21 protein-coding genes are annotated in these 22,033 nt (G+C 65.0%); 7 read left to right on the top strand and 14 right to left on the bottom strand.

Annotated elements, in window-relative coordinates; genetic code table 11:
* Positions 1 to 261: 261 nt before the first annotated feature.
* Positions 262 to 1,185, bottom strand: a complete 924-nt coding sequence (locus JEY66_RS00340) for a LysR family transcriptional regulator (protein ID WP_016840003.1) — start codon at positions 1,183 to 1,185, stop codon at positions 262 to 264.
* 170 nt (positions 1,186 to 1,355) lie between these two features.
* Between JEY66_RS00340 and JEY66_RS00345 the strand changes: the two genes are divergently transcribed.
* Positions 1,356 to 2,525, top strand: a complete 1,170-nt coding sequence (locus tag JEY66_RS00345; protein WP_016840002.1) for a CaiB/BaiF CoA transferase family protein — start codon at positions 1,356 to 1,358, stop codon at positions 2,523 to 2,525.
* Between the two features lie 7 nt (positions 2,526 to 2,532).
* A complete protein-coding gene (locus tag JEY66_RS00350) occupies positions 2,533 to 3,480 on the top strand; it encodes a beta/alpha barrel domain-containing protein (protein WP_016840001.1) in 948 nt (315 codons plus the stop codon).
* Positions 3,481 to 3,592: 112 nt separating this feature from the next.
* Here the strand turns inward: JEY66_RS00350 and nikR are convergent, their stop codons facing one another.
* Entirely contained in the window at positions 3,593 to 4,030 is a 438-nt protein-coding gene (nikR, locus tag JEY66_RS00355) for a nickel-responsive transcriptional regulator NikR (RefSeq protein ID WP_016840000.1), read from the bottom strand.
* 147 nt (positions 4,031 to 4,177) lie between these two features.
* Here nikR and JEY66_RS00360 point away from each other — a divergent pair, with 147 nt between their 5' ends.
* Positions 4,178 to 6,382: a TonB-dependent receptor domain-containing protein gene (locus JEY66_RS00360; protein ID WP_370145644.1), complete on the top strand. Its 2,205-nt coding sequence runs from the start codon at positions 4,178 to 4,180 to the stop codon at positions 6,380 to 6,382.
* A gap of 3 nt (positions 6,383 to 6,385) precedes the next feature.
* On the opposite strand, the gene JEY66_RS00365 is transcribed toward JEY66_RS00360, so the two are convergent.
* Positions 6,386 to 7,267: a YiiX/YebB-like N1pC/P60 family cysteine hydrolase gene (locus tag JEY66_RS00365; RefSeq protein WP_240536770.1), complete on the bottom strand. Its 882-nt coding sequence runs from the start codon at positions 7,265 to 7,267 to the stop codon at positions 6,386 to 6,388.
* 198 nt (positions 7,268 to 7,465) lie between these two features.
* Here JEY66_RS00365 and JEY66_RS00370 point away from each other — a divergent pair, with 198 nt between their 5' ends.
* Entirely contained in the window at positions 7,466 to 8,878 is a 1,413-nt protein-coding gene (locus JEY66_RS00370; protein ID WP_018269301.1) for a flavin monoamine oxidase family protein, read from the top strand.
* 251 nt (positions 8,879 to 9,129) lie between these two features.
* Here JEY66_RS00370 and JEY66_RS00375 read toward each other — a convergent pair whose 3' ends face one another.
* From JEY66_RS00375 to pheS, 5 genes are all read right to left on the bottom strand, one after another.
* Entirely contained in the window at positions 9,130 to 10,074 is a 945-nt protein-coding gene (locus tag JEY66_RS00375; protein ID WP_018269300.1) for an MBL fold metallo-hydrolase, read from the bottom strand.
* Positions 10,075 to 10,109: 35 nt separating this feature from the next.
* Positions 10,110 to 10,886: a sulfite exporter TauE/SafE family protein gene (locus JEY66_RS00380; protein ID WP_018269299.1), complete on the bottom strand. Its 777-nt coding sequence runs from the start codon at positions 10,884 to 10,886 to the stop codon at positions 10,110 to 10,112.
* A gap of 242 nt (positions 10,887 to 11,128) precedes the next feature.
* On the bottom strand, positions 11,129 to 13,537 hold the full coding sequence (gene pheT, locus JEY66_RS00385) for a phenylalanine--tRNA ligase subunit beta (protein ID WP_018269298.1): 2,409 nt from the start codon (positions 13,535 to 13,537) through the stop codon (positions 11,129 to 11,131).
* The gene (locus JEY66_RS00390) at positions 13,534 to 13,968 is read right to left on the bottom strand and encodes an endonuclease domain-containing protein (RefSeq protein ID WP_038372709.1); all 435 of its coding nucleotides are present in this window, start codon (positions 13,966 to 13,968) and stop codon (positions 13,534 to 13,536) included. The genes pheT and JEY66_RS00390 overlap by 4 nt, the downstream gene beginning before the upstream one ends.
* 191 nt (positions 13,969 to 14,159) lie before the next feature.
* Positions 14,160 to 15,242 carry a phenylalanine--tRNA ligase subunit alpha gene (gene pheS, locus JEY66_RS00395; protein ID WP_026192045.1) on the bottom strand — a complete coding sequence of 361 codons (1,083 nt, stop codon included), beginning with the start codon at positions 15,240 to 15,242 and terminating at the stop codon, positions 14,160 to 14,162.
* A gap of 208 nt (positions 15,243 to 15,450) precedes the next feature.
* On the opposite strand from pheS, the gene JEY66_RS00400 reads away from it, so the two are divergent.
* A complete protein-coding gene (locus tag JEY66_RS00400; RefSeq protein WP_026192044.1) occupies positions 15,451 to 15,861 on the top strand; it encodes a hypothetical protein in 411 nt (136 codons plus the stop codon).
* Between the two features lie 15 nt (positions 15,862 to 15,876).
* Here the strand turns inward: JEY66_RS00400 and rplT are convergent, their stop codons facing one another.
* The 3 genes from rplT to infC all read right to left on the bottom strand — a co-directional run bounded on the left by rplT (position 15,877) and on the right by infC (position 17,430).
* Complete coding sequence (rplT, locus tag JEY66_RS00405) at positions 15,877 to 16,236, bottom strand: 50S ribosomal protein L20 (RefSeq protein WP_018269297.1); 360 nt, start codon at positions 16,234 to 16,236, stop codon at positions 15,877 to 15,879.
* Between the two features lie 75 nt (positions 16,237 to 16,311).
* The gene (rpmI, locus tag JEY66_RS00410) at positions 16,312 to 16,512 is read right to left on the bottom strand and encodes a 50S ribosomal protein L35 (protein ID WP_008539890.1); all 201 of its coding nucleotides are present in this window, start codon (positions 16,510 to 16,512) and stop codon (positions 16,312 to 16,314) included.
* 378 nt (positions 16,513 to 16,890) lie between these two features.
* Positions 16,891 to 17,430, bottom strand: a complete 540-nt coding sequence (infC, locus tag JEY66_RS00415; protein WP_026192043.1) for a translation initiation factor IF-3 — start codon at positions 17,428 to 17,430, stop codon at positions 16,891 to 16,893.
* A gap of 229 nt (positions 17,431 to 17,659) precedes the next feature.
* On the opposite strand from infC, the gene JEY66_RS00420 reads away from it, so the two are divergent.
* Both JEY66_RS00420 and JEY66_RS00425 read left to right on the top strand, forming a co-directional pair.
* The gene (locus JEY66_RS00420) at positions 17,660 to 18,451 is read left to right on the top strand and encodes an alpha/beta hydrolase (protein ID WP_018269296.1); all 792 of its coding nucleotides are present in this window, start codon (positions 17,660 to 17,662) and stop codon (positions 18,449 to 18,451) included.
* A 157-nt stretch (positions 18,452 to 18,608) separates the two neighbouring features.
* Positions 18,609 to 19,076, top strand: coding sequence for a nuclear transport factor 2 family protein (locus tag JEY66_RS00425; protein ID WP_016839977.1), 468 nt, complete (start codon positions 18,609 to 18,611; stop codon positions 19,074 to 19,076).
* Between the two features lie 101 nt (positions 19,077 to 19,177).
* On the opposite strand, the gene JEY66_RS00430 is transcribed toward JEY66_RS00425, so the two are convergent.
* The 3 genes from JEY66_RS00430 to JEY66_RS00440 form a co-directional block, all read right to left on the bottom strand.
* The gene (locus JEY66_RS00430) at positions 19,178 to 19,975 is read right to left on the bottom strand and encodes an acyl-CoA thioesterase domain-containing protein (protein WP_016839976.1); all 798 of its coding nucleotides are present in this window, start codon (positions 19,973 to 19,975) and stop codon (positions 19,178 to 19,180) included.
* A 133-nt stretch (positions 19,976 to 20,108) separates the two neighbouring features.
* Positions 20,109 to 21,305: a tRNA epoxyqueuosine(34) reductase QueG gene (queG, locus tag JEY66_RS00435; protein WP_016839975.1), complete on the bottom strand. Its 1,197-nt coding sequence runs from the start codon at positions 21,303 to 21,305 to the stop codon at positions 20,109 to 20,111.
* Positions 21,254 to 21,946 (bottom strand): glutathione S-transferase family protein, encoded by a 693-nt coding sequence (locus JEY66_RS00440; protein WP_016839974.1) that lies wholly within the window; start codon positions 21,944 to 21,946, stop codon positions 21,254 to 21,256. Before JEY66_RS00440 ends, queG begins: the two co-directional genes overlap by 52 nt.
* Positions 21,947 to 22,033 lie beyond the last annotated feature (87 nt).

A 22,033-nucleotide genomic window follows, 5' to 3' on the forward strand; every position in this document is an offset into this window, starting at 1 on the left:
AGCGTCGCAATAGAAATCACACGGATCGCCGATTCTGGAATCCCCTGTCTCCATCCCGAGTCAATCCGCCGCACCAAATATGTGCATGCCCTAGTGCGAAAGCAGGGACCTATACTCCGCGGCGGGTGTCGTGAAAGGGACTCGTCGTCCCACGGGTGCGCAAATTTGCGGTTCGGTGGTTATGGGTCCCTGCTCCCGTGCGCAATTGCGCACTAGGCAGGGACGACACTGAACCTGTTATGCAACCACTGAGTCATGCATTCAGATCAGGAGCGTCGCCTCCCAGGCGCCGCGGCCCACCTGATCTGCGATCAGGGCGCGGATCAGGCGGCACATCTCCTCCATGACGTAGGTCATCGGGCGGTTGCGCAAGCGGCAAAGATAGAGGGTGCGGGTCAGCTTTGGTTCGATGACTTCGCGCGCGACCAGCGATCGTGCCTTCAACGGCTCGCTGACGAAATGGGTGGTCGCAATCGTGCAGCCCAAGCCCGCGGTCAGCGCGCCGATCATGCCGCTGGTCGAGTTGAGGTGCATGATCGCATTGGCCTCGAGCCGCTTCAGCAGCACGGGATCATCCAGAAGTGCGCGCGCCGATAGTCCGTACCGCAACAGGATCAGGGGCAGCCGCGTCACCTCCTCGAAGGTGATTGGCGTTTTCTTGCCGATCAGCTTCTCGGTGCCGACGCAGAACATCTGTTCCTCCAGCACCGGCTCGGCGATCAGGTCCTTTTCCGACGGCGGATTGTAGACCAGCGCGAGGTCGACCTCGGAACTCAGCAGATGCAGCAGCGTCGCGCCGGAGAGACTCTCGGTCAGCGACAGCTTCAGGTTCGGATATTTCGTCAGCACGGTCCGCATCAGCGGCACGCCGATCGCCTTCATCCCGGAATTGGCCATGCCGATCGAGATGTCGCCGGCGATCACGCTGGCGCCTTCCTTGATCTCGCGCTCGGCCGCCGCCATCGCGCGCAGGATGATGCGGGCATGTTCATAGAGCCGCTCGCCCGCCGCGGTCGGTTCCATGCCGCGCGGCTTGCGCTCGAACAGTGGCGTGGCGAATTCCGCCTCGAGATTGGCGATGTGGTGGCTGAGCGCGGATTGCGCGACGTTGGCCTGGTCCGCGGCCCGGGACAGGTTGCGCTGCTCGTAAACCGCGATGAAATAGCGAAGCTGGCGCGAATCCATGAGGGTTCAGCGTTCTAGAACCACGAATACACTATTCGACAGGTTATATTTTTCAGATAGCGTGCGGAAGCCTAACCTGCGCCGATCACAAAGCGTTTTCGAGCGAAGCGGATACCGGTTCGCATGAAGAAACGCGTCAGAACAAGAGCGCAACGAGCACGGAGAAACCGATGACCGGGAGCGGACTGCCGCTGGAAGGCGTGAGGGTCGTCGAGATGACCCACATGGTGATGGGGCCGACCTGCGGCATGATCCTGGCGCAACTCGGCGCCGAGGTGATCAAGGTCGAACCGCCCGCTGGCGACAAGACCCGTTCGCTCGGCGGCATGGGAGTCTCGTTCTTCCCGTTGTTCAACCGCGGCAAGCGCAGCGTCGTGCTCGACTTCGCCAAGCCCGAGGACCGCGACACCATGCACCGGCTGCTTGCCAGCGCCGACGTGTTCCTGGAGAATTTTCGCGACGGCCAGCTCGACAAGCAGGGGCTTGGCGCCGAGCAGCTTCGCCAAAAATATCCGCAGCTGATCATCGCCGGCCACAAGGGCTTTCTGTCCGGCCCCTACGATCATCGCCCGGCGCTCGACGAGGTCGTGCAGATGATGTCGGGGCTCGCCGCGATGACCGGCACGCGCGACAAGCCGCAGCGCGTCGGTTCCTCCGCCAACGACATCATGGGCGGCATGTTCGGCGTGATCTCGATCCTCGCCGCGCTCTATCAGAGGCGCGGCGGTCACCAGAACGGCGCCGACATCCGCATCGGCCTGTTCGAGAACTGCCTGTTCCTGGTCGCCCAGCACATGGTCGAGTACGAGATGACCGGGCGCAAGCCGCGCTCGATGCCGGAACGCGAGCATGCCTGGCCGATCTACGACATCTTCGATGCCGCCGGCGGCGATCGCATCTTCATCGGCGTCGTCACCGAAGGTCATTGGCAGAGCTTCTGCCGCGAGTTTGGTCTGGCGGAATTCGCCGACGATCCGACGTTGCGCTCGACCACGGACCGCATCATGGCGCGCGACCGGATCATTCCGCGCGTCGCCGAGGTGATCAAAGGATGGAACGTCGCCGACCTCTCGGCGCGGCTCGACGCGCTCAACATCTGCTTCTCGCCGATCAATCGGCCGGAGGACCTGCTGCAGGATCCGCATGTGCTACGGCCCGGCGGACTCGTCAACAATCTCAATGCCGACGGCAAGCCGTTCCGCGTCCCTGCGTTGCCGGTCGAATGGAACGGCCGACATATCGGCGAAGGCCTGAAAGTGCCGGTGCTTGGCGCCGATACCGATGATGTCCGCGCCGAGCTCGCACAACAGACAATTTCATCAACCGGAAACGCTGCGTGAGGCTGACATGACCCGCGTCCACGATATCTACCCGAGCGACAAGGTGAGCCTGCGCGAGGTCGGCCTGCGCGACGGCCTGCAGCTGGTGAAGACGTTCCCGTCGACTGCGGCGAAAGAGCGCTGGGTGCGCGATGAATATGCCGCGGGCGTCCGGCATTTCGAGGTCGGCTCGTTCCTGCCGGCCAAGACGTTTCCGCAGTTCGTCGATGTCCGTGACGTTGTCGCGACCATTGCCGCGCTGCCCGGCGCGCATGGTGTCGCGCTGGCGCTGAACGAGCGCGGCGTCAACGAGGCGCTGGCCTCCGGCGTCGCCGAGATCGCCTCGGTGGTGTCGGCGACCGAGGAGCACAGCCAGGCCAACGCCAACCGCTCGCGCGAATCGGCGATCGAGAACATCAAGCGTCTCTGCGAGCTTCGCGATGCCAGCGCGCACAAGCCGCTGGTCAATGCCGCGATCTCGATGGGGCTGGGTTGCTCGATCGTGGGTGCGGTCGATCCGAAGGAGGTGCTGCGCCTCACCGAGAAGCTCTACGAGGTCGGCGTCGACATGGTCGCGATTGCGGACACGGTGGGTTATGCCGGGCCGAAGCAGGTCGGCGAGCTGACGCGCGGCGCGGTGAAGATCGCAGGCTCCAAGCCGGTTTGCGTGCATCTGCACGACACCCGCGGCATGGGCATCGCCAATGCATCCGCCGCGCTCGACGAGGGCGCCCGCGTGCTCGACGGCTCGCTCGGCGGCCTCGGCGGCTGCCCGTTCGCGCCGGGCGCCACCGGCAATGTCGTGTTCGAGGACCTCGTCTTCCTCTGCGAGAGCAAGGGATTTCCAACCGGCATCGATCTCGATCGCCTGGTCGCGGTGCGCGCGATCCTGAAATCCGAGATGCCGAATGAGGCGCTCTATGGCGGCCTCGCCCGCGCCGGCCTGCCGCGCGGCACCAAGGCGAGGGCGGCGTAGCGTATTCGTTGCGTAGCCCGGATGGAGCGAAGCGAAATTCGGGGCCTTGCGCCCGCGGACGGAGCTTCCCGGATTTCGCCGCGCTCCATCCGGGCTACGAGACGACACGCTCTCAATCGTGCCCATGCCCGCGCTTGCGCGGCTTCTTGTCCGGCGCGGTCGGGATCATCACGACGCGGCCGTAACGCACGCCGCGTTCGGCGATGACGTGATCGGCGAGATGCCGGACCTCGCTGCTGGCACCCTTCAGCGCCGTCACCTCCATGCAGCTGTCGTCGTCGAGATGGACGTGCAGCGTCGCCAGCGACAGGTCGTGATGGCCGTGGAAATTCTGCACCAGCCGCTTCGACAGATCGCGCGCGGCGTGGTCGTAGACATAGACCAGCGCGGCGACGCATTGTCCTGACGGTGCGTTCTCCGCGCTCTGCTGCAGGCCGGCGCGTGCGAGATCGCGGATGATCTCGGAGCGGTTCTGATAGCCGCGCGCCCCGGCGGCAGCGTCGATCTCCGCGAGCAGGTCATCCTCGATGGTGATGGTGATGCGTTGCATGGATTATCCGTGGTGGCTCGATTGTCCGGCGGTATGACATTTTTCTTGTAACGTCATACTGCGCTTGCTAGCGTCGCTTTGCCGGGGTTGGTTGGACTGGTGCGGTCGTCGCGTGACTGTAACAGGTATCATGCGGGGGCATGCGCGTTGCGTCGTACTGCATGGCGGATATTTCCCGCCGCCGCATCCATTGCAGCATTGGCGCCGGTTGCCGAAGCGCAGACGCTTCCTCCCGCGCCTGGGCAGTTGCCGCCGGTGACGGTGACGTCGCCCGATCAGGCGCCACCCAAGCACGCCAGACCGTCGCGGCGTCCACACCATATAGCCGCCAGCGGTCGCAGGCCGGCAGCGCCGCAGCCGAGCCAATCCACCGCCGCGACCAGCGGCATCACCAGCGGCTCTGCAACCGTTTCTGCATCGGATCTCCAACCGACCGCCGCCAGTGCGCTGCAGATCAGCGGCGACGAGGTGAATGCGCGGCCGGTCTCGCGCGTCGGCGAAGTTCTCGAGGCGGTACCAGGCCTGATCGTCACCCAGCATTCCGGCGAGGGCAAAGCCAATCAATATTTTCTGCGCGGCTTCAATCTCGATCACGGCACTGATCTGGCCATCACCGTCGACGGCATGCCGGTCAACATGCCGACCCATGGTCACGGCCAGGGCTACGCCGACATCAATTTCCTGATCCCGGAGCTGATCCGGTCGATGGACGTCCGCAAGGGTCCCTACTACGCGGACAAGGGCGACTTTGCTTCCGCCGGCGCGGTCGACATCAACTATCTGAATGGACTGCCGAAGAACATCGTCGAGCTGACCGTCGGCAGCTTCGGCTATCAGCGTGCGATGGCAGCTGGCTCGGCCAAGGCCGGCGATGGAACGCTGCTCGCGGCCTTCGAGGCCAACAAATACAACGGTCCCTGGGACGTGCCGGACGATATCCGCAAGCTCAACGGCGTGCTGCGCTACAGCCACGGCACCGCGACCGACGGCTTCTCGCTGACGGCGATGGCCTATTCCAATGGCTGGAACTCGACCGACCAGGTCCCGCAGCGCGCGATCGACCAGGGCCTGATCGATCGTTACGGTTCGCTCAATCCGACCGACGGCGGCACCTCGAGCCGCTTCAGCCTGTCCGGCAATTGGGCGCAGTCCAGCGACTACGGGCAGAGCAAGCTCAACGCCTATGTGATCCGCTCGTCGCTGCAGCTCTATAACGACTTCACCTATTTCCTCGACGCCCCCGTCAATGGCGACCAGTTCAGCCAGACCGACAAGCGCACCGTCTATGGCCTCGACGCCAGCCATGCCCTCGACCTTCGCTTCGCCGGCGTCGAGACCCAGACCCGGGTCGGCGTCCAGACCCGCTACGACGACATCAATGTCGGCCTGTTCAAGACCGTGCAGCGCGAGATTCTGTCCACCGTGCGCAACGACCAGGTGCAGGAGGGCAGCGTCGCGCTGTGGGCCGATACCACCGCGCGCTGGACCGACTGGCTGCGCACCACGGTCGGCATCCGCGAGGATTATTTCGCCGGCCACGTGCTGAGCGACACGCCGCAAAATTCCGGCGACGCGCAGGCGGCGATGACGAGCCCGAAGGCCGGCATCGTGCTCGGCCCCTGGGCCAGGACCGAGTTCTACGGCAATGCCGGCTTCGGCCTGCATTCCAACGACATCAGGGGCGCGACCATCACCGTCGATCCCAACGACAAGGTGACGCCGCTCGATCGCGTGCCGCTGCTGGTGCGCTCGAAGGGCGTCGAGCTCGGCATCCGCACCAGGGCGATCGACGGCCTTACCTCGTCGCTTGCCGTGTTCGTGCTCGACTTCGATTCCGAGCTGCTGTTCGTCGGCGATGCCGGTACCACCGAACCGAGCCGGCCGAGCCGGCGGGTCGGCGTCGAGTGGACCAACCAGTACAGGCTGCTGCCGTGGATGAGTTTTGATTTCGATCTCGCCTACACCCGCGCCCGCTTCGCGGATGTCGATCCGGTCGGCAATTTCATTCCCGGCGCCCCCGCGTGGGTCGCCAGCGGCGGCGTCACCTTCGGCCGCGAGACCGGCTGGTTCGGCAGCCTGCGCGCCCGTTATTTCGGCCCGCGCCCGCTGATCGAGGACGACAGCGTGCGCTCGCTGTCGTCCTTCATCGTCAACGCCCGCGCCGGCTACAAATTCGACAACGGGATGCGGCTACAGCTCGACGTCCTCAATCTCTTCAACGCGCAAACCAACCAGATCGAATACTACTATTTGTCGCGGCTGCCGGGCGAACCGATCGATGGCGTCGCCGACCGCCATGTGCATCCCGCCGAGCCGCTTGCCGTTCGGCTGACGCTTGCGGCGACGTTCTGATCGTCACACCTGCGCGCGACCTTCCGCGGTCATTTCCGCAGCCGGAAGCGCCGTCTCTTCGTCAGTCGCTTCAGGAACAAGCGGCGGCGACTTATGTTCTGGAAACACACCAAATTCGCCGGCTACCTCCTGGAGCGGCTTCTGCTTGTCGGCCCAGTGCAGGGCCGTGTAGTCGAAACCGTGCACGATGGTGGGTTTGACGACTTCGAAATAGGGCGAGATGTCGAAGTCGCGCGGCATGTAGAGCGAGGAATCGCGGATATGCAGGATCTCGCGGCGCGCCTTGCGGCTGGCAGCGCGCGTGATCTTGGGCAGGATCGGATAGCGCACGGCGTCGAACGCCTGCGCGATCAGCGCCGAGCAGATGATCTTGGTCGGATCGCCGGAGCCGAACGCGATCATGCGGCGGCGCCAGCGCTGCGGGATCGGCAGCGGAAACAGATAGCGCGCGAGATCGACGATGTTCTTGGTGTCGTAGCCGAAGCCGATGCGGTTGATGGCGTAGCGGCACACCGTGGTGCGGTCCTCGAACGACAGTCCGACCGGACGGCAGAGGCGGGTGTGGTAGGCGAGATATTTCGACAGCGGCGCGGAGGTCACGCCCTCGCCGATATTGGCCTCGATCAGCACATGCTGTTCGCCGTCAGGCTCGAACGCGCCGTCGATCGGTCCGACAAAAAGCGCGGCGTGCGACCAGGTCGACTGCGTGAGGTATTTGATGATGCCGGAAATCCGGTTGTTGCCTTCGACCAGCAGCACATCACCGGGCTGCATGATGCTGCGCAGATGGTCCGGGTCGCTCGGCGTGAACGGCTCGTAACCGGGAACTTCTTTTTGAAGGTACCCCGCGATCCATTTACCGACGGTATCGAGCATTACGCCCATGAATTCCCCCCAGCGGTTCTACGACCGCTTGTGCTGACTTAATCATGGTCGCAAGCCGTTGCAATTTAGTTCATGCCATCGGCGGATCAATCATGATTGATTTACCATGATGGTTGCTGCGGTCGGTGAGATGCGGCACAGTTCGCGAAGCGTTCCCGTTCTCCGCAAGTCCCCGGAAACCATGCCAGAAGCTATGTCATGACAGTGACCCGCCGCGATTTCCTGTCGGCGTCCGCAGCTTTCGCGCTGGTGCCCGCGCTGGGCGGCCGGGTTCTTGCTGCGCAGCCGCCGCCGCGCGAGGCCGACATCGTCGTGATCGGGGCGGGTGCCGCAGGCATCGCCGCGGCGCGACGGATCGTTGCCGCAAATCGCAAGGTGATCGTGGTGGAGGCGGCCGGCCAGGTCGGCGGTCGCTGCCAGACCGACGCATCGGCATTCGGCGTGCCGTTCGACCGCGGCGCGCGCTGGATGCACAATCCCGAAACCAATCCGATGATCCGGCTGGCCCGCGCCGCGGGCCTCGACATCGTCACGGCCCCCGCGGGCCAGAAGATCCGGATCGGCCGGCGCTATGCCCGCCCCGGCGAGACCGAGGAGTTTTTGGCGGCGCTGGTGCGCGCCAACCGCGCCATCGACGACGCTGCGCGCAAGGCCGATATCGCCTGCGCCGCTGCGATGCCGAAGGACCTCGGCGATTGGGCCGGCACCGCGGAATTCCTGCTCGGGCCCAATTTCTGCGGCAAGGATCTGATGGATCTTTCCGCGGTCGACAAGGTGCGCGCGCAGGATCGCAACACCGCGATCGCCTGCCGGCAGGGGCTCGGCGCGCTGATCGCAAAGCTCGGCGAGGGACTGCCGCTGGCGCTGTCGACGCCGGCGCAGCGCATCCTGTGGAGCAATCGCGACGTCATGGTCGAAACGCCCTCCGGCAAGATCACCGCGCGCGCCGCCATCGTCACCGTGTCGAGCAACGTGCTCGCGAGCGGCAATATCAAGTTCGCGCCGGAGCTTCCAAAGCGCGCGCTCGATGCCGCCGCCAAGCTCAGCCTCGGCAGCTACGATCGCATCGCATTGCAGATTCCCGGCAATCCGCTCGGGCTGTCGCGCGACGACGTCATCATCGAGCAGAGCAATTCGACCAAGACGGCGCTGCTCTACGGCAATATCGCGGGCTCCTCGCTGTGCACGATCGACGTTGCGGGTTCGTTCGGTCGCGACCTGTCCGCGCAGGGCGAGCAGGCGATGGCGGCTTTCGCGGTGGAATGGCTGACCAAGCTCTATGGCAGCGAGGTCGGCGCCGCCGTGAAGAAGACCAGCGCGACGCGCTGGAATGCACAGCCCTTCATCCTCGGCGCGATGTCGGCCGCTGCACCCGGCGCACAATTCTCGCGCCGGATCCTGACCGAGCCGATCGGCGCGATGTATCTTGCGGGCGAGGCCACCCATGAAACGCTGTGGGGCACGATCGACGGCGCCTGGGATAGTGGCGAGCGCGCCGCCGACGCCGCGCTGCGCAGGATCGGCGGGGTGAAGGAAGCGACACCGGCGCCCGCAGCGCCCGCCGCAAAACACAAGCGCCGCACGCCTCCTCGCTCCGGTGCGATGAATTGATCGCTGGGGAAGATCAGGCGCTGCGATTTGTCATGCTGGCCGAAAGACGTTGCCGCGCAAGAGATGTCGTCCCGGCGAAAGCCGGGACCCATACTCCGTGACCGATGTTGTGAACGGGACTTGTCGTTCCAGCATTGCACAACAATGATCGTTGGTGGTTATGGGCCCCTGCTTTCGCAGGGACGACACCGAATATGTTGCGCGATGTGGGGAGGGAGCCTGAACAGTGTGCTTGCGTTGCCGCGTGCCCCTCACACCGGCAGCTTCAGTTCCATCAGATCCTTGGCCACCACGATGCGGCCGGAATAGTTCTTCTTCACGTCCCGGGTCCAGTCATCGTCGGTGACCTGCCGATCGTCGCCGGGGACGAAGTGGCTCAGCACCAGCGTCTTCACGCCGGCAGCGGCGGCGATGCGGCCGACGTCCTCGGTCGAGGTGTGGCTGTCGAGCAGATGCTTCCTCAGCGTGGCGCCGTTCTTGGTCGTGGCGACCAGGCGATCGACCGCGGGGACGTAGAGACATTCGTGCACCAGCACGTCGACGCCCTTGGCAAACTCGGCGAGCTTCGGGTTGTAGGCGGTGTCGCTGGAAAACACTATGGTGCCGTCCGGCGTCTCGAACTTGTAGGCGAAGTTATCCGTGATCGGCGGATGCGGCGTGCGGAACGCGGTCACGGTGACATCCGATGTCTTCAGCACCACGCCGTCGTCGCTGATGTCTTTCGCGATCAGCAGCTTGCGCGGATCGGGCCGGCCTTCGTCCTCGATCCGGGTCTCGACGTCGAACTTGTTCAGCTCCCAATATTCCTTGGTCATCGCCTCGATGCCCTTGGGGCCGAACGAATGGATCGGCGTCGAGAGGCCGGCCGCCCAGGCGTTGTAGAACAGATTGCCGTATTCCAGATTGTGATCGGAATGATGATGGCTGATGAAGATGTACTTGACCTGCGGGATCGGCACGCCCGCGCGCACGAGCTGGCGGCTGACGCCCATGCCGCAATCGATCACGAACGGTGTGTCGTTGACGACGACGAGATTGGCGGGGTTCGAAGCGCCGATGCCGACGCGCGGTCCGCCCTTGGTGCCGAGGAACACGATGCGGGTCCGCGCCTTGTCGGTTTGCGCGCGCACGTGAGGCGCCGCGAGTACGGCGGCGCTGCCGAGCGCCAGTTTCAATGCATTGCGGCGATCGATCATCGGTGTCTCCCTGGTCTCTTTTGAATGCTGCGACCCTAGCCGCCGCGCAAGATGCCATCAAGCGCCGGCAGGCCGACGATGACGGCAGCCGCGATCAGCGCGTAGCAGATCGCGCGAAACACCTTTTCGCTCGCCTTGCCGAACAGCGCGGCGCCGAACCAGACGCCGACGCCGTAGATCGGGCCGACGATCAGCGAGAACTTGACCGATTCGATCGTGATCAGGCCGGTGAACCAGTAGCTGACCAGCGAGAAGAAATCCGAGGCGCCGAAGAACAGCACGATGTTGGCGCGCGAGATCACCGACGAGATCGGGCGTCCCAGCCAGTAAGCGACGATCGGCGGGCCGCCGGTCTGCGCGAGGCCGCTGCAGAAGCCGGAGAGGCCGCCGACGCCGACGGAGAGGGCGACGTGCTCCTTGCCGTGGTAGCGCCAGCCCGACAGCAGCAGTGCGAGCAGCGCCGCGACAAAGCACGAGATGATCCAGCGTGTGGTGACAGGCTCGAGCACGGTCAGGAAATAGGTGCCGATGGGAACGCCGACCAGCGCTCCGGCGACCATGACTGCGGTCGCCTTGCGATCGGCGTGGGTCCAGGCGTTCGGCAGCAACGGCGTGGCGGCGATGAAGTCGATGACGAGCAGCAGCGCCGCCACCAGCCGCGGCGCCGCGACGCTGCTCGCGAGCGGCATGAAGATCAGCGCCGAGCCGAAGCCGGAGAAACCGCGCGCCGTCCCCGACACGAAGGCGATCGCACAGATCGCGAGCGCGATGCTGGTCGAGATGTCGGAGGGGATCAGGCTGAAGGAGGTCATGCGGGAGGCTGGAAGGGAGGTTCGATTTGCTGTCCGGCGTGCCCGCCCGCACTACGGTTCTAACGTAACTGTACTTTTGTCAGACCGTCATCCCCGCGCAAAGGCTTCGCCTTTGTCGCCGGAGGTGCGAGCGGAGCGAGCCCCGAAGGATGAATCGGCCACAGCCGGGCCGTCGACCCTTCGAGACGGCCGCTACGCGGTCTCCTCAGGGTGACGGTGCGATGGACCGCCTGTGGTTCACATCACCCGCGCAGCGTGCCGCCGGTCTTCTTGGTCACCTCGGTGACGACCTTGGCCGCGACCGCGTCGATCTCCTGGTCGGTCATGGTCTTCTCGCGCGGCTGGATCGTTACCGCGATCGCGATCGACTTCTTGTCGGGATCGATGCCCTTGCCTTCGTAGACGTCGAACACGGTCACATCGGTGATCAGCTTCTTGTCGACATTCTGCGCCGCGCGGACGATGTCGCCCGCCTTGACGCTGCGATCGACGATGAAGGCGAAGTCGCGCGACACCGGCTGGAATGCCGAGAGTTCCAGCACCGGCTTGGCGCGCGTCGCCCGCTGCTTGCCTTGCGGGATGCGCTCGAGGATCACCTCGAACACGATCATCGGGCCGTCGGCGCCGAGCGCCTCGGCGGCACGCGGATGCAGCTCGCCGAAGTATCCGAGCACGTTCTGCGGGCCGATCTGGATGGTGCCGGAGCGTCCCGGATGCAGCCAGGCCGGGCCGCCGGGCACGATCTGCAGCGCCTGCACCGGCGCGCCGGCGGCCGCCAGCACGGCGAAGGCGTCGGCCTTGGCATCCATCGCATCCGCCACAGCCGAGCCGGTCCAGTGCCGTCCGATCCCCTTCGACGAGGCGAAGCCATGGCGCACGCCGGAGGCGGCCACCAGCTGGTCCTCCGGGCGGTCGCCGCGGAACACCTGGCCGACCTCGAACAGCGCCACGTCAGGATAGCCGCGGTTGATGTTGGCCTGAACCGCCGCGACGAGGCCGGGCAGCAGGCTCGGCCGCATGTCGGAGAGATCGGCCGCGATCGGGTTGGCGAGCACGAGCTCGCTCTGGCCGCCGCCGAACAGTTTTGCCGCGTCATTGGTGATGAACGACCAGGTCACGGCTTCCACCATGCCGCGCACGCCGAGCGCGCGCTTGGCGCGGCGGGTGCGCAGCTGCATCGGCGTCAGCACCGGCTTGCGCGGCTCCTCGCCGCGCTCGAACGGCGTCATCGGCACCTTGTCGACGCCGACGATGCGCACGATCTCCTCGACGATGTCGGCCTTGCCGTGAACGTCGGTGCGCCAGGACGGGATCGCGATCTTCACCACGGGGCCGTTGCCGGCCAGCATGAAGCCGAGCCGGGTGAGGATCAGCTTCACCTCGACCAGCGGCACCTCGATGCCGGCAAGGCGCTTCACTTCGCTGAGCGGGAAATCGATGACGCGATCCTCGCCGAACTGCTTGCCGACCACGACGTTCTCGGACGGCGTGCCGCCGCACAGCTCCAGCACCAGTTTGGTCGCGAGCTCGAGCCCGGGCACCATGAAGGCCGGATCGACGCCGCGCTCGAAGCGATAGCGCGCGTCCGAATTGATGCCGAGCTTGCGGCCGGTCTGCGCGATGTTGATCTCGTTCCAGAGCGCCGATTCGATCAGCACGTCGGTGGTGTTGTCGTCGCAGCCCGAGGCCTCGCCGCCCATGATGCCGGCAAGCGATTCGACGCCGTGCTCGTCGGCGATCACGCAGATATTGCTGTCGAGCGTGTAGGTGCGGCCGTCGAGCGCGAGCAGCGTCTCGCCGTCCTTGGCGCGGCGGACGGTGAGATTGCCCTGCACCTTCTTGGCGTCGAACACGTGCAGCGGGCGGGCGCGGTCGTAGGTCATGAAGTTGGTGATGTCGACCAGCGCGTTGATCGGACGCAGGCCGATCGAGGTCAGCCGCTTCTGCAGCCATTCCGGCGACGGGCCGTTCTTCACGCCGCGCACCAGCCGCAGCGCGAAGCCCGGACACAGCGTGGCGTCTTCCACCTTCACCTCGACCGGGCAGGGGAATTCGCCCTTGATCGGCTTGATGCCGGGGTCCTTGAATTTGCCCATGTCGGCGGCGGAGAGATCGCGCGCGATGCCGTGCACGCCGGTGCAGTCCTGCCGGTTCGGCGTCAAATTGATCTCGATGGTGGGATCGCCGAGCCCGGCCCAGTCGGCATAGCCCTTGCCGAGCGGTGCGTCCGCCGGCAGCTCCATGATGCCGTCGTGGTCCTCCGAGATCTGCAATTCCGCCGCCGAGCACAACATGCCGCGGCTCTCGACGCCGCGGATAGTGCCGACGCCGAGCGTGATGTTCTTGCCGGGGATGTAGGTGCCGGGCGGCGAGAACACGCTGATCAGCCCGGCTCGCGCATTCGGCGCGCCGCACACCACCTGCACCGGCTCAGCCCCGTCGCCGGTGTCGACCATGCAGACGCGCAGCCGGTCCGCATTCGGATGCTGCTCGGCCGAGATCACGCGCGCAATGGTGAACGGCGCCAGCGCCTTCGCCTTGTCCTCGATGTTCTCGACCTCGAGCCCGATCATGGTGAGCTTGTCGGCGAGCTTTTCGAGCGGCTCGTCGGTATCGAGATGTTCCTTCAGCCAGGAGAGGGTGAACTTCATGACGATGATTTCTCTTGTCCCCTCTCCCGCTTGCGGGGGAGGGTTAGGGTGGGGGCTCTCTCCGCGATGGCAGCGGCGATTGTTTCAAGGACGCCTGCACGATTTGTCATGACGTCGAGATTGCTGAAGCGAAGGACTTTGAAGCCTTTGGTCTCAATGACGGCTGAGCGTGCGGCATCGGCGCGTTCGCCTTCGTCCGAAAAGTGCTGACCGCCGTCGAGTTCGATCACCAGCTTTGCCGCGTGGCAGACGAAGTCGGCGACGTAATTATCGATGGGTACCTGACGGCGAAAGGTTGCGCCGTTCAGGCGATTGCCGCGCAGCTCCGACCAGAGGATGCGCTCCGCATCAGTCAAGTTACGTCTGAGCGCACGCGCATTTGCGCGCAGTCGAGTGGATACCTTCCAGTCCGGATGTTCAGGATCGACCATGAGCAACCCCGGTGCTGAGAGACCCCCACCCCAGCCCTCCCCCGCAAGCGGGAGAGGGAGTTCGACTGCTCGAGGTGAGGGGGTTTTCGTGTCCATTCGAGACCGGTGAGCACACTCCATCCATTCCCTCTCCCGCTTGCGGGGGAGGGTCAGGGTGGGGGCTCGTGTCGCATCGGGGCACTCAACGAGACTCACGTACTCAGCCCTCCCGCGATCGACGGGATGTCGAGCGGCTTGAAGCCGTAGTGGCTGAGCCAGCGCACGTCGCTGTCGAACAATTGGCGCAGGTCGGCGATGCCGTATTTCAGCATTGCGATGCGGTCGATGCCCATGCCCCAGGCAAAACCCTGGTAAACGTCGGGATCGAGGCCGCAGGCACGCAGCACGTTGGGGTGCACCATGCCGCAGCCGAGAATCTCCAGCCAGTCCTCGCCCTCGCCGAAGCGGATCTCGCCCTTGTCGCGGCGACACTGGATGTCGACCTCGAGCGACGGCTCGGTGAACGGGAAGAACGACGGCCGGAACCGCATGTTGATGTGGTCGACCTCGAAGAACGCCTTGCAGAACTCGTGCAGGATCCATTTGAGGTGGCCGAGATGCGAGCCCTTGTCGATCACGAGGCCCTCGACCTGATGGAATTGCGGCGTGTGCGTCGCGTCGGAATCGATGCGATAGGTGCGGCCCGGGCAGATCACGCGGATCGGCGGCTGTTGGGTCAGCATGGTGCGCACCTGCACCGGCGAGGTGTGGGTCCGCAGCAGCATGCGCGAGCCGTCTTCCTTCGGGTTGAAGAAGAAGGTGTCGTGCATCTCGCGCGCCGGATGGCCGACCGGAAAGTTCAGCTTGGTGAAGTTGTAGTCGTCGGTCTCGATGTCGGGTCCCTCGGCGACCGCAAAGCCCATGTCGGCGAAGATCGTGGTGAGCTCGTCCCAGACCTGGCTCAACGGATGGATGCGGCCGGTCTCCGCCGGCGCCTCGCGCAGCGGCAGCGTGACGTCGATGGTCTCGGCGGCGAGGCGCGCATCGAGCGCGGCCGCCTTCAGCACGTCGCGCCTGGCCGCGAGCGCCTGCGTCACCGCATCCTTGGCGAGGTTGATCTTCGCGCCCTCGGTCTTGCGCTCCTCCGGCGACATTTTTCCAAGGGTCGCAAGGAGTGCCGAGATCGAGCCCTTCTTGCCGAGCGCCGAGACGCGGACCGCCTCGAGGGCGGCCTCGTCAGCGGCTGAGGCGATCTGGTCGAGGATGGATTGTTCGAGCGTTGCGAGGTCGGACACGGTCAATTCCTGCGCTTGAGCGGGGCATGATCCGGTGGGAAGAACCGCTACCCGAACCGGTACCATGCGCCAAAATTCGGCTGGGTTGTCGCCGCCCGAAGGCGGTAACGTCAAGCGAAAAGCCGGTCATTTCGGGCCGATGGCCGGCAGCATTGAACCCCGCGCGGAGGCCGGGCTACCCAAGGGGGAGTTCAAGGAGGCCCACGCGATGTTGCTGCGATCTTGCCTGGCTATGCCGGCGGTGCTGTTGATGCTCACCACGGTGCATGCCGCGACCGAGGAATGTCCCGCCAAATCGACCCAGATGGGCGACATCATCGCGGAGCTTCAGAAGGCGCCGAGCTGCAACCGCGCGATGAAGATCTTCGAGGCGTGCGAGTACGGCGCCAGCGGAGACGTCCAGTTCGGCACCGTGGTCGAGAAGAGGTGCGAGGGGGACTTCCTGTCCGGCCTCAGAGCGCCGCAGAAGAAGGCCTATGCCAGCCAGCTCAAGCGCTGCGACCACAAATACGACAACGAAAGCGGCACCATGTACCGCTCGTTCACGGCGTTCTGCCGGGCGATCGTCGCCCAGCGCTATTCGCAGAAGGCGCTGAAAGCGGGCCCCAAATCGCGTTAGGGCCGCCCGCTAGGATCAGGCGGCCAGCGCGGCCTTGGCCTTCTCGGCGATCGCCTGGAACGCAACCGGCTCGTGGATCGCCAGATCCGACAGCACCTTGCGGTCGACGACGACGCCCGACTTGGAGAGGCCGTTGATAAACACGCTGTAGGTCATGCCGAACGGACGGACCGCGGCGTTGATGCGCTGGATCCAGAGCGCGCGGAAGGTGCGCTTCTTGCGCTTGCGGTCGCGGAAGGCGTACTGGCCGGCCTTTTCGACGGCCTGCTTGGCGACGCGGATGGTGTTCTTGCGGCGGCCGTAATAGCCCTTGGCGGCCTTGTAGACTTTCTTGTGCTTGGCGTGAGCGGTCACACCGCGTTTGACGCGAGACATGACGGAAATCCTTGATCTGGAAGAGGTGACGGGGCGCCGCGCAGCCGCGGCGAGGGTTCAAGCGGATCAGCGCGATCAGGCGTTCGGCAAGAAATACTTCTTGACGTTGTCGCCGTCGGTCTTGAACAGCACGCGGGTGCCGCGCAGCTGACGGATCTGCTTCTTCGTCCGCTTGATCATGCCGTGGCGCTTGCCGCGCTGGGCGTGCATGACTTTGCCAGTGGCAGTCACCTTGAAGCGCTTTTTAGCGCCCGACTTGGTCTTCAACTTGGGCATTTGGCTCTCCTGTCGCACAGCACGAAAATCGCCCCGAGAGGCGTCCGGCCGGCTAAAATGCTCGTTAGAGCGTTGAAAGTGCTAAGGTTTTTTCCGAATTGAAAGAACCTGCACCAGACGTCGCCACGGCAGCCCTTGATCAGCCGGGCGGCGAAGGCCCGGCTTATGACAGAGGATCGGCGGTTTTGCAACGTTTGCGGCGGGAAATCGGGGTCGGAACCGGCTAGCCCGGATGGAGCGCGGCGAAATCCGGGGCAGGTCGAGCCGCGGACGCACCGGCCCCCGAATTGCGCTGCGCACCATCCGGGCTACGGAAACGAAACAGCCCGCCAGATCGCCTGACGGGCTGTTTCATTTCAACAAAGCGACAAATTCGAACTAGCGCGGCGCCAGCACCATCACGACCTGGCGGCCCTCGAACTTCGCGTCCTGCTCGACCTTGGCGAATTCGGCGACGTCGGCCTTCACCTTGTCCAACAGCTTGGTGCCGATCTCCTGGTGCGCCATCTCACGACCGCGGTAGCGCAAGGTGATCTTGACCTTGTCGCCTTCCTCGAAGAAGCGCTGCATCGCGCGCATCTTCACGTCGTAGTCGTGATCGTCGATCATCGGGCGGAGCTTGATCTCCTTGATTTCGACGACCTTCTGCTTCTTGCGAGCTTCGGCAGCCTTCTTCTGCGCGGAATACTTGTACTTCCCGTAGTCCATGATCTTGCAGACGGGAGGGCTGGTATTCGGCGAAATCTCGACGAGATCCATGCCGGCTTCCATGGCCATCTTGATGGCCACCATGGTTTCGACGGTGCCCTGATTGACACCTTCCGCATCGATCAGCTGGATCTGTGCGTTGCGAATCTCATCATTGGTGCGCGGCCCTTCTTTGGCGACTGTGGGCGGGGCTCTATTGGGACGGCGAATGGGTAACTCTCCAAAGTTGTGAAAGGGAAGGCAGATATTTTGAAGCAAGATGCTGCGACGGGCAAGCGAACTCGCTTCTTTAAGCGGCAAAACCGCCAATTGCGAGGCATTTTGGCCACGCCCGGCACATATAGCGGGCGCGTCTGCTCCGCAAGGCGGGGCTTACAGCCGTTGACCGCTGCCGCGCGACAATTGAAAAGCAGATGTCTGACACGCGAGTGACCGAACCATGAGCCAAACCGCCGCATCGGAACAGGAACCTGCCTTCATCGAGGTCGGCGAGGGCAGTGAAGCACGCCGGATCGCGGTGCGGGCCCGTGCCGGCGGCGGCCCGGGACTGATCTGGCTCGGCGGTTTCAAGTCCGACATGGCCGGCACCAAGGCGCTGGCGCTCGACGCGTGGGCCGCCGAGCACGGCCGCAGCTGCGTCAGGTTCGACTATTCCGGCCATGGCGAATCCGGCGGCGAGTTCGCCGACGGCACCATCGGCCGCTGGCTCGAGGAGAGCGTGGCCGTGTTCTCGCAGTTCTGCAGCGGGCCGCAGGTCGTGATCGGGTCCTCGATGGGCGGCTGGATGGCGCTGCTGCTTGCGCGGGAGATCGCCAGGCGCGGGAACGGGAAAGCACAGCTCGCCGGCCTCGTGCTGATCGCGCCGGCGCCCGACTTCACCGAGGAGCTGATGTGGAAGGCCTTCTCGCCGGAGGTCCGCGCCAAGATCGAGGCCAAGGGCATGTGGCTGCGTCCGTCCGAATATGGCGACGGCACGCCCTATCCGATCACCCGCAATCTGATCGAGGAGGGCCGCAACCACCTGCTGCTCGGCAGCAAGATCGACGTCGGTTGCCCGGTGCGCATCCTGCAGGGCGCGCAGGATCCCGACGTGCCGTGGAAGCACGCCTTCGCGCTGGTGCACCGCCTGCCGGCCGAGGACGTCGTGCTGACCATGATCCAGGACGGCGACCACCGCTTGTCGCGTCCGCAGGACATCGCCCGGATCATCGCCGCGGTGGCGGAGATCTAGCCACGCCCCGCCCTTCGAGACGGCCGCTTCGCGGCCTCCTCCAGCGACAACGGCTTCGCCGTTGCGCGGGGGTGACGGCTACGAACAAAGTCGCCATCCTGAGGTGCGAGCGAAAGCGAGCCTCGAAGGATGGTCACAAGCACCGGAGAGAGACGTCATGGAAACCACAACGATGCTGCGCGCGTTCTGCGACGCGGTCGAAGCGCGCAACGGCAAGGCCTTTGCAAATCTCTTCACCGAGGACGGCGTCTATCACGATGTGTTCTACGGTGCCTTCAAGGGCCACGGCAGAATCGCCGAGATGATCGACGACTGGTTCTACCGGACCGCGACCGATTTCCGTTGGGTGATGCACGATCCCGTCAGCGACGGCACCACGCTCTACGCACGCTACACGTTCAGCTACCGCTCGACCTTGCCGGAAGCCAAGGGAGCGCGCGCGATGTTCGAGGGCGTCGCGATCATGCGGCTGCGTGACGGCAAGATCACAGAGTACCACGAGGTCGCCAACACCGCGCCGGCTTTCGTCGATTTGAACTTCGCGCCGGAGCGCATCGCCAAGATCGTCGGCAAGCAGGGCGCGGAGCTGAAAGCGCGGCCGGAGATGCAGCGGCATCTGGTTTGACGTCATTCCGGGGCGCGCGAAGCGCGAACCCGGAATCCAGAAGTGTAGGCGCGAGATTCCGGGTTCATCGCTGCGCGATGCCCCGGAATGACGGCGGAGAATTACGGCGGCGGCGGACTGGTCATCGGCTTGCGCTGGGCGAGCGCCGCCACGGTGGAGGTGCCGATCGGGCCCTTCTCGTCATAGAGCCAGCATTCGCCGATCGCGATGCCGTCGGTGGCGTGGTGGTTGACGACCTCGAAGCCGATCCAGTTGGTCACCGGCAAACGATGCAGATAGATCGTGACGTCGCTGTTGATGTAGCCGAGCCCCTGGTCGCCGGCATTGGCGAAGGGGCTGGCGAAATCCGCGCCGGTCGCGACATGGACGAACGGCGTCATCTTCACGCCCGCGACGAGCTCGCGCACTTCGCTCATCCACAGTCGTCGCTCGCCGAGCGAGCCCATATGGCCGACGATCGGCCGCGTCTCCCATTTGCCGTTCATGCCGAGCCTCGGATCGGTCGGCTTCGGAATTTCGGCCGGTGCGGGCGCCTGCCAGTTCGGCGGCGACCATACATTGCCGGGCGCATTTTCCGTCTTGCGCAACAATTGGCAGGAGGCGCGCGCCATGCTGGTGCCGCCGGAGACAAACTCGGCCTCGATCATCTTGATGCGCATGCCGTCGCGCACGAGCTTGGTCGTCACCTCGATCGGCGTCGTGATGTTGGGCAGCCGGAACATGTCGACCGTCAGCCGCGCGGGGACGAAATCGTCGGAGCCGTGGCGCTCCTCGATGACGAAGGCGAGCAGGCCGATCACGACGCGGCCGTGCAGGGATTCCGGACTCCACGGTCCGTTCGCAACTGGTGTCGGCATGAAGCCGTCGCCGTGCCTGGTGAAGAAGGGTTGGTTTGTCATGGCGCGCGACCATGACGGGAATGGCGCGATGAAATCAAGACTCTTCACCCTCATGGTGAGGAGCCGCGTAGCGGCGTCTCGAACCATGAGGTCCGGTCTGTGGCCTCATCCTTCGAGGCGCGCTGCGCGCTCCTCAGGATGAGGGGACGGAGCCCATGCGCCACTCCTGCTGCACCGTGACGTCGGGCTCGCCGCCGGCTCGCGACGCAAGCGTGGCGAACTCATCGCGAGCGATCAGTTGCGACAGCGCCCACACCGCGGCGCCGCGCACCAGCGGGCTCGCATCGTCGAGCAAACGCCGCGCTTCAGCGGCAAGGCTTGCATCGCCGGAGTTGCCGATCGCGATCAGCACATTGCGGATGAAGCGGTCGCGGCCGATACGCTTGACCGGCGATTTCGTGAACAGCGCGCGGAAAGCGGCATCATCGAGCTGTGCGAGATCGGCAAGCGCGGGCGCCCGCAACGCATCGCGCGCGGCGAGCTTCTGCTCGCGCCCCGCTTGCGCGAACTTGTTCCACGGACACACCGCGAGGCAATCGTCGCAGCCATAGATGCGGTTGCCGATGCTCTTGCGGAATTCGTGCGGGATCGGACCCTTGTTCTCGATCGTCAGATACGAGATGCAGCGCCGCGCATCGAGCTTGTAGGGCGCGGGAAACGCCGCGGTCGGGCAGATGTCCTGGCAGGCGCGGCAGCTGCCGCAATGATCGGCCTCGGCATCATCGCGCGGCAGCTCGGTCGCCGAATAGATCGCCCCGAGAAACAGCCATGAGCCGAATTCGCGCGACACCAGATTGGTGTGCTTACCCTGCCAGCCGATGCCGGCGGCCTGGGCGAGCGGCTTCTCCATGACCGCGGCGGTGTCGACGAACACCTTCACCTCGTCGCCGGTGATCGTGGCGAGCCAGCGCGCCAGGACCTTCAGCCGCTTCTTGATCACGTCGTGATAGTCGTCGCCCTGCGCATAGACCGAGATCGCGCCACGCGACCGGCGCGCAAGGATGTCGAGCGGGTCCTCGTCGGGCCCGTAATTGACGCCGAGCATGATGATCGAGCGCACGCCGCCCCACAGCACGCGCGGATCGGTGCGCCGCTCCGGATTGACCGCGAGCCAGTCCATGTCGCCATGGCCGCCGGAGCCGAGGAATTCGAGGAAATATTTTCCGGCCTCGCTGGTCGCGTCAGGCGCGGTGAAGCCGATGGCATCGAAGCCGAGCGCATGCGCCTCGCGCTGCAGCGCTGCCTTGAGATCGGAAGCGGAGAGCCTGACTGCCGGATTCAGAAGTCGAGGTCCACATAGGTGCGCGACGCTGGCACCCCCGCCAGCCATTCGCTGAGTAGCGGGCGGAACGACGGGCGGGACTTCACCCGCGCGTACCACGACTTTGCCGCGTCGTCCTCGCTCCATGGCACGTCGCCCAGATAGTCGATCGCCGAGAGATGCGCCGCGGCGGCGAGGTCCGCGTAGGTCAGGCGGTCACCGGCGAGATAGTTCCGCGTCTTCGCCAGCCAGCCGATATAGCTCAGATGATAGCGCACATTGACCTTGGCGGCGCGCATGATGTCGGGCGCCGGCGGGCCGCCGCCATTGTCCTCGCTCATGAAGCGCTTGTAGATCCGCTCGGTCACCAGCGGGTTGGAGGCTTCCTCGAAGAATTTCTCGTTGAACCACGCCATCAGCCGGCGCACCTCGACGCGCTCGGCCGTCGACGTCGGCAACAGCCGCCGGTCGCCGGCATCGAGGCCGTGCGCCTCGTCGACATATTCGGCGATCACGGGCGCACCCGGAATCGGCGGAAAACCCTCGGCGATCAGCACCGGTGTGGTGGCTGCCGGATTGAGCGCCAGGAACGCCTCGCGCCGTTCCCACACCCGTTCCTCCACAAGGCGCAGATCGAGCCCATACTCGCCGAGCACGAGCCGAATGAAGCGCGAATGCGGACAGAACGGATGGTGATACAGCGTATACATGAAGCCCTTGGTAGTTTCGCGGCGCTTAAGAAATCATCAACCTGTGCGGCCTGGACCTGTGCTTTGGCCAGACCAGTTCCGGTCGTC

This window comes from Bradyrhizobium elkanii USDA 76, assembly GCF_023278185.1.
GTDB lineage: Bacteria > Pseudomonadota > Alphaproteobacteria > Rhizobiales > Xanthobacteraceae > Bradyrhizobium > Bradyrhizobium elkanii.

Coding starts and splice junctions, on each gene's coding strand:
- JEY66_RS00440 (WP_016839974.1), bottom strand. CDS start 21,946: ATGTATACGCTGTATCACCATCCGTTCTGTCCGCATTCGCGCTTCATT.
- JEY66_RS00425 (WP_016839977.1), top strand. CDS start 18,609: ATGGAAACCACAACGATGCTGCGCGCGTTCTGCGACGCGGTCGAAGCG.
- JEY66_RS00345 (WP_016840002.1), top strand. CDS start 1,356: ATGACCGGGAGCGGACTGCCGCTGGAAGGCGTGAGGGTCGTCGAGATG.
- JEY66_RS00390 (WP_038372709.1), bottom strand. CDS start 13,968: ATGGTCGATCCTGAACATCCGGACTGGAAGGTATCCACTCGACTGCGC.
- JEY66_RS00340 (WP_016840003.1), bottom strand. CDS start 1,185: ATGGATTCGCGCCAGCTTCGCTATTTCATCGCGGTTTACGAGCAGCGC.
- JEY66_RS00430 (WP_016839976.1), bottom strand. CDS start 19,975: ATGACAAACCAACCCTTCTTCACCAGGCACGGCGACGGCTTCATGCCG.
- rpmI (WP_008539890.1), bottom strand. CDS start 16,512: ATGCCCAAGTTGAAGACCAAGTCGGGCGCTAAAAAGCGCTTCAAGGTG.
- nikR (WP_016840000.1), bottom strand. CDS start 4,030: ATGCAACGCATCACCATCACCATCGAGGATGACCTGCTCGCGGAGATC.
- queG (WP_016839975.1), bottom strand. CDS start 21,305: ATGGCTGGCGGGGGTGCCAGCGTCGCGCACCTATGTGGACCTCGACTT.
- pheT (WP_018269298.1), bottom strand. CDS start 13,537: ATGAAGTTCACCCTCTCCTGGCTGAAGGAACATCTCGATACCGACGAG.
- JEY66_RS00375 (WP_018269300.1), bottom strand. CDS start 10,074: ATGATCGATCGCCGCAATGCATTGAAACTGGCGCTCGGCAGCGCCGCC.
- rplT (WP_018269297.1), bottom strand. CDS start 16,236: ATGTCTCGCGTCAAACGCGGTGTGACCGCTCACGCCAAGCACAAGAAA.
- JEY66_RS00420 (WP_018269296.1), top strand. CDS start 17,660: ATGAGCCAAACCGCCGCATCGGAACAGGAACCTGCCTTCATCGAGGTC.
- JEY66_RS00380 (WP_018269299.1), bottom strand. CDS start 10,886: ATGACCTCCTTCAGCCTGATCCCCTCCGACATCTCGACCAGCATCGCG.
- JEY66_RS00400 (WP_026192044.1), top strand. CDS start 15,451: ATGTTGCTGCGATCTTGCCTGGCTATGCCGGCGGTGCTGTTGATGCTC.
- JEY66_RS00350 (WP_016840001.1), top strand. CDS start 2,533: ATGACCCGCGTCCACGATATCTACCCGAGCGACAAGGTGAGCCTGCGC.
- JEY66_RS00370 (WP_018269301.1), top strand. CDS start 7,466: ATGACAGTGACCCGCCGCGATTTCCTGTCGGCGTCCGCAGCTTTCGCG.
- JEY66_RS00365 (WP_240536770.1), bottom strand. CDS start 7,267: ATGGGCGTAATGCTCGATACCGTCGGTAAATGGATCGCGGGGTACCTT.